Genomic DNA, 9329 nt, shown 5'->3' with positions numbered 1-9329 from the left:
TGCAACTGACGCTGGAGCTGCTGTTCTGGTCGCTGCTGGCTGGCCTGGCGCTGGCGGTACCGCTGTCGCTGATGCGTGTGTCGCGCAACCGCGTACTGTCCACCGCCGTGTGGCTGTACACCTATGTATTCCGCGGCACCCCGCTGCTGGTGCAGCTGTTCATCATCTACTACGGCCTGTCGCAGTTCGAATGGGTGCGCGACAGCTGGGCGTGGGAATACCTGCGTGAAGCCTACGCCTGCGCCATCCTGGCCTTCACCCTCAACACCGCCGCCTACACCACCGAGATCATCGCCGGCCAGATCCGCAATACCAGCCATGGCGAAATCGAGGCTGCCAAGGCGATGGGCATGGGCAAATGGCTGATGATGCGCCGCATCGTGGTGCCGTCGGCACTGCGCCGCGCGCTGCCGGCGTACAGCAACGAAGTGGTGATGATGATGCAGTCCACCTCGGTAGCCGGCCTGGTGACCCTGGCCGACGTGACCGGCGTGGCACGCCGCGTGTTCAGCGACACCTACATGCCGTTCGAGCCGTTTCTTACCGCCGCCGCCATCTACCTGCTGTTGACCTTCGGCTTCGTCTGGCTGTTCAAACGCGCCGAACGCCGCTGGCTGGCCTACCTGGCACCGCGCAAGCACTAAGGAGCCATCATGCAACGCATCGACCATCCGCTGCCAAGCGGCAGCCTGGGCGGCAACCGCAGCATCAGCAGCTTTCACTTCGGCACGGCCGGCAGCGGCGAGAAGGTGTATATCCAGGCCAGCCTGCATGCCGACGAGCTGCCGGGCATGCTCACCGCCTGGCAGCTGAAACAGCGCCTTGCCGCGCTGGAAGCCGAAGGCCGGCTGCAGGGCGAGATCGTGCTGGTGCCGGTAGCCAACCCCATTGGCCTGGACCAGCATCTGAACGGCGTGGCACTGGGGCGCTTCGAGCTGCAAAGCGGCCAGAATTTCAACCGCCACTACCCGGCATTCGCCGCGGAAATCTTTGCCGAGCTGCGGCAGGAACTGGGCAGCGATGCTGCGGCCAACACCCGCCGCATCCGCCAGCTGCTGTTGCAGAAAGTCGCGGCCATCCAGCCGGTGTCCGAACTGGCGGCATTGCGCAAGACGCTGATGCTGCTGGCCTGCGATGCCGACGTGGTACTGGATCTGCACTGCGACTGCGCCGCGGCGATGCACCTGTATACCGGCACCCCGCTGTGGGAACAGTGCGAACCGCTGGCCCGCTACCTGAATGCCGCCTGCACCCTGCTGGCGGAGGACTCGGGCGACAACCCGTTCGACGAAGCCTGCAGCCAGCTGTGGTGGCAGCTGCGCGACCTGGCACGCGATGCCGGTCTGGAAGTCGCCATTGCCATGGCCTGCCTGTCGGTAACGGTGGAACTGCGCGGCCAGGCCGATGTGAACCATGATTTTGCCCGCCAGGATGCCGATGCCATCCTCGCCTTCCTCACCCATCGTGGCGTGATCCGCGGCGATGCCCCCGCCCTGCCCGCGTTGCGCTATCCGGCAACGCCGCTGGCCGGATCGGAAAACCTGCTGGCACCGCACGCCGGCGTGGTGCATTACTACCTGGCCGCCGGCCAGCTAGTGAACAGTGGCGACCATATCGCCGATGTCATCGACCCGGTAAACGACCGCGTCAGCGCGGTACGCGCCAATCGTGCCGGCATGCTGTACGCCACCGAAAGCCGTCATTACCTTACCGCAGGACAGTGGCTGGCCAAGGTTGCCAGCGCCGATGCCTTCAAAACCGGAAAGTTGCTCTCAGCATGAACCAGACACCGAATCAGTCCGCCAATGGCGNTCAGCATCATCGGCTCCTCCGGCTCCGGCAAGAGTACCTTCCTGCGCTGTATCAACATGCTGGAACAGCCCAACAGCGGCACCATCGCCGTGACCGGCGAACAGCTGGGCCTCACCACCGACAAGCGCAACGGCGCGCTGAAGGCGGCCGACCCCAAGCAGCTGGCGCGCATCCGCACCAAGCTGGCCATGGTGTTCCAGCACTTCAACCTGTGGGCGCACATGACGGTGCTGGAAAACATCATCGAAGCGCCGATCCACGTGCTGGGCGTGCCCAAGGACGAAGCCATCGCCCGCGCGCGCAAATACCTGGACAAGGTTGGCCTCAAGGGTGTGGAAGACAAATACCCGTCGCACATGTCCGGCGGCCAGCAGCAGCGCGTGGCGATTGCCCGCGCGCTGGCGATGGAACCGGAAGTGATGCTGTTCGACGAGCCGACCTCGGCGCTGGACCCGGAACTGGTGGGCGAAGTGCTGCGCGTGATGCAGGACCTGGCCCGCGAAGGCCGCACCATGGTGGTGGTGACCCACGAAATGGGCTTTGCCCGCGAGGTGTCCAACCACGTGATCTTCCTGCACCAGGGCCGTATCGAGGAGCAGGGCAACCCGAAGGAAGTGCTGGTGGCGCCGAAGAGCGAACGCCTGGCGCAGTTCCTGTCCGGCAGCCTGAAGTAAGGCTGTCGCCTTGATTTGCCACAGCCATGCTGGCTACAACGTCAGCATGGCTTTGTTATTTCCCTGATACGCTTGATGCGAGGCATGTCGCCCGATACAGTGCAGTTGCCTGCCAGCGGGCGACGCGACACAATGCGCAGCCTTTCCCATCCCGCACAACGCCCCAGCACCAGGATATGGTCACCACAATCACCAGCAACAAACCTGTCCGATTCGGCTTTCTGCTGCTGCCCAATGCTTCGCTGGCCGACTTTGGCATTGCCACCGAAGTGCTGACCCGCGCCAACCAGCTGGCCGAGCGCCGGGTGTACGAATTTCTGCCGCTGTCGCTGAGCGGTGAAATGGTCACCATGAGCAATGGCCTGAAAATGCCGGTGGATCTGCCGCTGGCGCACGCCCCCAAGCTGGATGCGCTGGTGGTGCTGGCCGACGAAGTGGGCATCGACATTTCCGCCGATGAACTGGCCAAGACCATCAACGGCCAACTCACCGAGCAGACGGCGCTGATAGGCATAGGCTGCGGCAGTTACTGGCTGGCGCGCGCCGGCCTGCTCTCCGGCCAGCGTGCCACCATCCACTGGCAGGAAATCAACCGCCTGACCGAAGAATTCCCGGATGTGATCGTATCGTCCAACCTGTTCGAAATGGACAGCAACCGCATGAGCGGTGCCGGTGGCGCCGCCACCTACGATTTCATGATGGCGCTGGTGGCGGCCAACCTTGGCCACGAATTCGCCGCCCAGCTGTCCGAGGTATTCAGCATGGAACGGCTGCGCCCTGGCAACGAGCGCCAGCGCATTCCGCTGGCTACCCGTATCGGCGGCAGCCAGCCCAAGCTCACCGAAGCGGTAAGCCTGATGGAAGCCAATATCGAGGAGCCGCTGACCACCGACGACATCGCCTATTACGTCGGCGTGTCGCGCCGCCAGCTGGAGCGACTGTTCAAGCAGTATCTCGGTACCGTGCCATCCAAGTACTACCTGGAACTGCGCCTGAACCGCGCCCGCCAGCTGCTGCAGCAGACCAGCAAATCCATCGTGCAGATCGGCCTGGCCTGCGGCTTCTCCAGCGGCCCGCACTTTTCCAGCACCTACCGCAGCCATTTCGGCATCACCCCGCGCGAAGAGCGCGCCCAGCGCAGCAACCCCGGCGACGGCAAGGCCTGAGCACGACTCCACCTCATCGACAAGGGCTGCCCAGGCAGCCCTTTGCTTTTCCGACAGCGCCAACACCCTTTTCTAAAAAACTGAACAAGCATCTCAAAAAAGCTTGATTGTCATTAGTTCGAACCAGAACTATTCTAGCCGGAACTAATTCACCGGCAGGCAATCTCTATGACGCAAGCCATCCCGTTGCCCCGTACCCGCGAGCTGATCCGCGAGCTGGTACGCGCCTACCAGGCGTTTGAGCAACTGTCGAACAACCGCATCCGCCAGCACGGGCTGACCCATGCCCAGTTCGACGTCATCGCCACGCTGGGCAATACCGCGGGCATGAGCTGCAAGACACTGTCGGAAAAGACGCTGATCACCAAAGGCACCCTGACCGGTGTACTGGACCGGCTGCTGGAAAAGCAGCTGATCACCCGCACCGTGGATGCCAATGACCGCCGCAGCCTGTTCGTGGTGCTCACCGAGCAGGGCGATGCGCTGTTCCGGCAGGCGTTTCCGGACGTGGCCGGCCATATCAGCCGGGCTTTTGATCACATGAGCGACAGCGAGCTAGCCACCGCCAGTGCACTGCTGCACCAGCTGCGCCAGGCAATGGAACACTCACAGGAACCGTAAATGCAAGCACCCACCACCCGCTACACCACGGCGCAAATCAGCATGCACTGGCTGATGGCCGTGCTGATCATCGCCACCTTCATCTTCGGCAGCTACCTGGAAGACCTGCCGCTATCGCCGGCCAAGTTCCAGCTGATCAGCTACCACAAGTGGCTGGGCATCATCGTGCTGCTGCTGCTGGCCGTGCGCGTGCTGCTGCGCCTGGGCAAACGCGCCCCGGCCCTGCCGGCAAGCATGGGCAGCCACGCCCGCGCCGCCGCCCACATCGGCCATGCCATGCTGTATCTGCTGATGCTGGTGATTCCGCTGTCCGGCTGGCTGATGAGCTCGGCCTATGGCATTCCGGTAGTGCTGTTCGGCGTGCTGCCGCTGCCGGACCTGATCGCCGCCAATCCGGACCTGGGCGAACAGCTCAAGGCGGCGCACGGCATTCTCAACAATGTGCTGCTAGTGGTGGTGATCGGCCATGCACTGGCGGCGGTGAAACACCAGTTCATCGACAAGGACGGCCTGCTCGACCGCATGAGCCTGCGCCGCTGACACAGGAACCCCCACATGAAACACACACTGCTACTGCTGGCCGCACTGGCCACCCCCGCCCTGGCCCAGCCGGTAGACCTGGCCAAGAGCCAGCTGATCTTCAGCATGAAACAGATGGGCGTACCGGTATCCGGCAGCTTCAAGAAGTTTGCGGCCAACGTCAGCTTCAACCCGGCCCAGCCGGAGGCCGGCAAGGCCGACATCAGCATCGACATCAACAGCATCAGCCTGCCCACTGCCGATGCCAATGCCGAAGCCCGCAAGAAAGACTGGTTCAACACTGCCCAGTACCCGCAAGCACGCTTTGTCTCCAGCAGCATCAAACCGCTGGGCAACAACCGCTACCAGGTAAGCGGCAAGCTGACACTCAAGGGCATCACCCGCGAGGTAAGCGCGCCGTTCCAGATCAGCCCGCAAGGCAAGCAGCTGGCCATTGACGGCGCGCTGCCGATTTCCCGCCTGGCATTCAAGATCGGCGAAGGCAGCTGGAGCGATACCGGCACCGTGGCCGACAACGTAGACCTCAAGTTCCGCATTGTGCTGAACAATGTCTGACCCCACCCTTACTGGAGATACCCGATGATCCGCACTACCCTGTTCGCCGCCCTGTTCGCCTCCGCTGGCCTGGCTGTTGCCGCTCCGGTCGACTACAACATCGACCCGACCCACACCTACGCCGCCTACGAGGTGAACCACCTGGGTCTGTCGCTGCAACACGGTACCTTCACCAAGATCAGCGGCAAGGTCGTGGTAGATGAAGCCGCCAAGAAAGGCAGCGTGGATGTAACCATCGACGCCAACTCGCTGCAGACCTTCCTCGGCGACCGCGATACCCACCTGAAGAGCGCCGACTTCTTCAACGTGGCCAAATTCCCGACCCTGAACTACAAGTCCAGCGCGGTAATCTTCAAAGGCGGCAAGCCGGCGGAAATCCAGGGCAACCTGACCCTGCTGGGCGTGACCAAGCCGGTTACCCTGACCCTGAGCCGCGTAAGCAAGGGCAAGAACCCGATGTCCGGCGTGGAAACCTGGGGCGCCAACGCCGTTGCCACCATCAAGCGTAGCGAGTTCGGCATGAAGACTTTCGTACCGGCAATCAGCGACGAAGTGAAACTGAGCATCGCTCTGGAAGCCACCCAGGCACAGTAATCTGCCCATGCCCGAGCGCCACCGGCAGTATGGCTGGCGCCTGCAAGCAACAAAGCCCTTGCGCATCGCGCAAGGGCTTTGTCATTGCCACACTGGCACTACAGTAACGCCAGCTGCTGCCGCACCGCTGCGGCCAACGCCTCCACGGACGCCACCATATCCGGCAGCGGCAGTCGCAGCCGCTGGCCATCGCGCCGCACATCCACCCCGCTGTAATCCACCCCCAGCACCGTGAGCTGCGGCGGCAACTGCAAGCCGGCCAGCACCGCAGCCTCGTCACGGTCGGACAGCAGCGGCAACGCCTGCCAATCCGCCTCCTCCACCCAGCCCATGCGCCCGAAACCGCCGATAAACCGCACCCGCCGTGGCTGCAGGCGGAAAAAGTGGAAATCGCCCAGCGCCAGATAATCGGCAAACTGCGGGCAGTAACGCAGCAGGCGCTGCTGCGTGGCCGCATCCGGCGTAGCCGCTTGCAGGTCACCCAGCAGCGTCATGCGCGCCGATGCCAGCACCTCGTCCGCCGGCTGCTGCAACAACAGGCTAACCCGCCCATCGGCACGGACATTGCGACAATGCTCGGCCAGCTCGCTCATCAGCAGCCAGGGGCAGTGGGCGGCATCCAGCGCCAGCGGCACACTGGTAACGAACGGGTAACCGGGCAAGGCCTGCGCATGCGTGGCCAGCGCGGCATCGTCACAGCCATGCAGCAGATGCAGGCAATCGGCGATGGCAATTTTCATGATCGGCAATAATGAATGACAGAGCCTCTACGATAGAACCGCACGCTGCCGCCTGGCAACCACGGCAGCTGTTTTCAAAGCCCGTACCCTGCCGCTATAATGCCTGCCGCTCCGCCTCAAGAGGCGGACAGTGTGCCGGTATAGCTCAGTTGGTAGAGCAGCGCATTCGTAATGCGAAGGTCGGGGGTTCGACTCCTCTTACCGGCACCAAAAGAATCAATGGGTCAGGCGCTTCCGGCACCTGGCCCGTTTTCATTTTGTGCCATGTTTGTGCCCCTGCCGTACGCACTCCAGCCCCCCTCCTGCTCGACTGAACAGCATGACTAGCACTTGCCGCTGGCGTCCGCCACCCTGCGCGTGGTGCAACCAGCACGGCGATCCTGCTGATCGCCGATGCAGTGCTGCCCGGGGTTGGCCGCACCGGCCTTAAAGGTGATAGACACAGAAACTTTTAGCAGTCTACAATTTGTAGACAAACAAACAACAGGAGCACGCCATGGGTACTGCAGAGCCACAGGCAGGCACACCCCGTACCGTGGACCGCAAGCAAGCCCTGGCGCAGGTGCTCCGGCAGCGGATCATCACCATGGAGCTGCCCCCCGGGGCGGTACTGGATGAGATAGCCCTGAGCGAGGAGTTCGGGCTGTCACGCCCACCGGTACGGGAACTGATGCGCCAGATGGCGGCAGAAGGCTATATCGAACTGGAGGCCAATCGCGCGGCGCGGGTGGCTTCCATGAACTATCAGTCGCTGCGCAATTTCTTCCTGGCAGCACCGCTGATCTATATCGCCACCACCAAGCTGGCGGCACTGGATGCCTCTGCCACGGAAATCGCCGACCTGAAAGCCATCCAGGCAAAATTTCGCCACGCGGTGCAGCAAGGCGACGTCGATAGCCGGGTGTATTACAACGACCAGTTCCATCTGGCCATTGGCAAGATGGCGCACAACCCCTACCTGCTGCCCAGCCTGCACCGCTTGCTGATCGACCATGCCAGACTGGCCAAGACGTTCTACCAGCCGGGTAGCCAGCATATGCAGCATGAGCTGGCTACCGCTGTGCAGCAGCATGACGAAATCATCGCCGCCATCGAGCGGCACGATGCCAATACCGCGGTCGAGATCATTCGTGCTCACCTTGAACTGTCGCGGCGCAATATGGCCATGTATGTCACCCCGGAGGGGCTGGATATTCCAGTGGAGTGACAAGGGCACCGCACAGCCAGACCGCCAGCAATTGCGCGCAGACTACCGCGCGAGTGAGTACACCGCAGCACAGGAAAGCCATGAACAGCCAGCAATCATTGAACCAGGAACCCAAGACAAAGCCGCTCTCGGTCGCTTTTGTGCTTTCCCCAGATTTTACGCTTAGTGCCTTTTCCAACTTTGTGGACGCCTTGCGTCTGGCGGCGGACGATGGTGATTTCAGTCGCCAGATCCGCTGCAAATGGAAGGTGGTCAGCTACAACAGCCAGCCAATCCGCTCCAGCAGTGGCATAGAAGTCTGCCCCACCTCCGAGCTGATCGATCCGGCGGCATTTGACTACATCGTGGTGATTGGCGGGCTGCTGCATTCGGGCAGGAAGATTTCCCCCAGCCTGATCGGCTATCTGAAAAAAGCCGCGGAACTGAATGTGCCGCTTATCGGGGTGTGCACCGGCAGCTTCATTCTGGCCCGCGCTGATCTGATGCATGGCTACAAAGCCTGTGTCAGCTGGTTTCACCACCAGCAGTTCGAGTCGGAATTCCCCAGGCTGCACGTAAACTCCGACAGCCTGTTCATCAATGACGGCAACCGCATCACCTGCGCCGGCGCCGCCGGCGTCATGCACCTTGCGGCCAGCATCATTGAAAAACACTGCGGCAAATACGAGGCCAGCCGCGCGCTGCGCATCATGCTGGAAGAGTTTCCCCTCTCGGAAAAAGCGCCGCAGCCACAACCGTTCGTGCAGACCAAGATCAGCAACATCAATGTGCACAAAGCCATTCTGCTGATCGAGCGCAATATCAGCACCCCGCTTTCCATCGAAGAAATCGCCAGCCGAGTCAACCTGAGCCACCGCCATCTGGAACGGCTGTTCCAGAAAGAAATCGGCATGTCGCCGGCAGAGTTTTCCATCAAGATCCGCATCAACCATGCCAGGAACCTGCTGCTGAATACCAGCAATCAGGTGTCATTCATTGCCATGGAATGCGGCTTTCTGGATACCTCCCATTTTTCACGCCGCTTCCGCGCCGAATTCGGCAAGTCGCCATCGGAAATGCGCAAGGAAGCCCTGCAGCAGCTCAAGCAATAGCTTGTCAAGGCAAGACAAGCCATGCCCAGCGCAGCGGCTTGCCTTGGTCATTTTCACGCCCTCTGCCCGTCCCATCTTTTCATTGCACGCCAAACCTGCCTGGTCACTGGCGACAGCGGTCTGGATACGACGCAATAAGCACGTAGTGTGTCCGTTTTGGTCAATCTTTAAACGCCCGGTTGGCCAACAATGCACCCACACTTTGGCAACATTATGGGGAGTCCCCATGGCAAACCGTTATTCCTTCTGGAGCCTCTTCAAGCACGGGCTCAAACACCACGAAACCTGGCAGCCGGCCTGGCGTACACCGCAGCTCAAGCCACGCTACG

Annotated in this window: 10 protein-coding genes, 1 tRNA gene and 1 pseudogene; 11 read left to right on the top strand and 1 reads right to left on the bottom strand. The window is 61.9% G+C overall.

Annotated features, from left to right (window positions below; genetic code table 11):
* The first annotated feature begins 5 nt into the window (after positions 1-5).
* The 8 genes and pseudogenes from ACFOKJ_RS09735 to ACFOKJ_RS09700 all read left to right on the top strand — a co-directional run bounded on the left by ACFOKJ_RS09735 (position 6) and on the right by ACFOKJ_RS09700 (position 5962).
* The gene (locus tag ACFOKJ_RS09735; RefSeq protein WP_390279065.1) at positions 6-644 is read left to right on the top strand and encodes an ABC transporter permease; all 639 of its coding nucleotides are present in this window, start codon (positions 6-8) and stop codon (positions 642-644) included.
* A gap of 9 nt (positions 645-653) precedes the next feature.
* Positions 654-1781, top strand: a complete 1128-nt coding sequence (locus tag ACFOKJ_RS09730; protein WP_390279063.1) for a succinylglutamate desuccinylase/aspartoacylase family protein — start codon at positions 654-656, stop codon at positions 1779-1781.
* Between the two features lie 33 nt (positions 1782-1814).
* Positions 1815-2486: pseudogene (locus ACFOKJ_RS09725) on the top strand (ABC transporter ATP-binding protein); the annotation flags it as partial.
* Positions 2487-2662: 176 nt separating this feature from the next.
* Entirely contained in the window at positions 2663-3652 is a 990-nt protein-coding gene (locus tag ACFOKJ_RS09720) for a GlxA family transcriptional regulator (RefSeq protein WP_390279061.1), read from the top strand.
* Positions 3653-3820: 168 nt separating this feature from the next.
* Entirely contained in the window at positions 3821-4273 is a 453-nt protein-coding gene (locus tag ACFOKJ_RS09715) for a MarR family winged helix-turn-helix transcriptional regulator (protein ID WP_390279059.1), read from the top strand.
* On the top strand, positions 4274-4813 hold the full coding sequence (locus ACFOKJ_RS09710; RefSeq protein ID WP_390279057.1) for a cytochrome b: 540 nt from the start codon (positions 4274-4276) through the stop codon (positions 4811-4813).
* 15 nt (positions 4814-4828) lie between these two features.
* Positions 4829-5368 carry a YceI family protein gene (locus tag ACFOKJ_RS09705; RefSeq protein WP_390279055.1) on the top strand — a complete coding sequence of 180 codons (540 nt, stop codon included), beginning with the start codon at positions 4829-4831 and terminating at the stop codon, positions 5366-5368.
* 24 nt (positions 5369-5392) lie between these two features.
* A complete protein-coding gene (locus ACFOKJ_RS09700) occupies positions 5393-5962 on the top strand; it encodes a YceI family protein (RefSeq protein ID WP_390279053.1) in 570 nt (189 codons plus the stop codon).
* Positions 5963-6060: 98 nt separating this feature from the next.
* On the opposite strand, the gene ACFOKJ_RS09695 is transcribed toward ACFOKJ_RS09700, so the two are convergent.
* A complete protein-coding gene (locus ACFOKJ_RS09695) occupies positions 6061-6702 on the bottom strand; it encodes a HugZ family pyridoxamine 5'-phosphate oxidase (RefSeq protein ID WP_390279051.1) in 642 nt (213 codons plus the stop codon).
* Between the two features lie 134 nt (positions 6703-6836).
* Here ACFOKJ_RS09695 and ACFOKJ_RS09690 point away from each other — a divergent pair.
* The 3 genes from ACFOKJ_RS09690 to ACFOKJ_RS09680 all read left to right on the top strand — a co-directional run bounded on the left by ACFOKJ_RS09690 (position 6837) and on the right by ACFOKJ_RS09680 (position 9000).
* Positions 6837-6912: transfer RNA gene (locus ACFOKJ_RS09690), tRNA-Thr, on the top strand.
* A 286-nt stretch (positions 6913-7198) separates the two neighbouring features.
* Positions 7199-7909 (top strand): GntR family transcriptional regulator, encoded by a 711-nt coding sequence (locus tag ACFOKJ_RS09685; RefSeq protein WP_390279049.1) that lies wholly within the window; start codon positions 7199-7201, stop codon positions 7907-7909.
* A gap of 140 nt (positions 7910-8049) precedes the next feature.
* Positions 8050-9000, top strand: a complete 951-nt coding sequence (locus tag ACFOKJ_RS09680) for a GlxA family transcriptional regulator (protein ID WP_390279047.1) — start codon at positions 8050-8052, stop codon at positions 8998-9000.
* Positions 9001-9329 lie beyond the last annotated feature (329 nt).

Origin of the sequence: Vogesella amnigena (assembly GCF_042648905.1) — a bacterium.
Classification (GTDB): Bacteria; Pseudomonadota; Gammaproteobacteria; order Burkholderiales; family Chromobacteriaceae; genus Vogesella; species Vogesella amnigena.
This window is presented reverse-complemented; position numbering and strand designations above follow the sequence as displayed.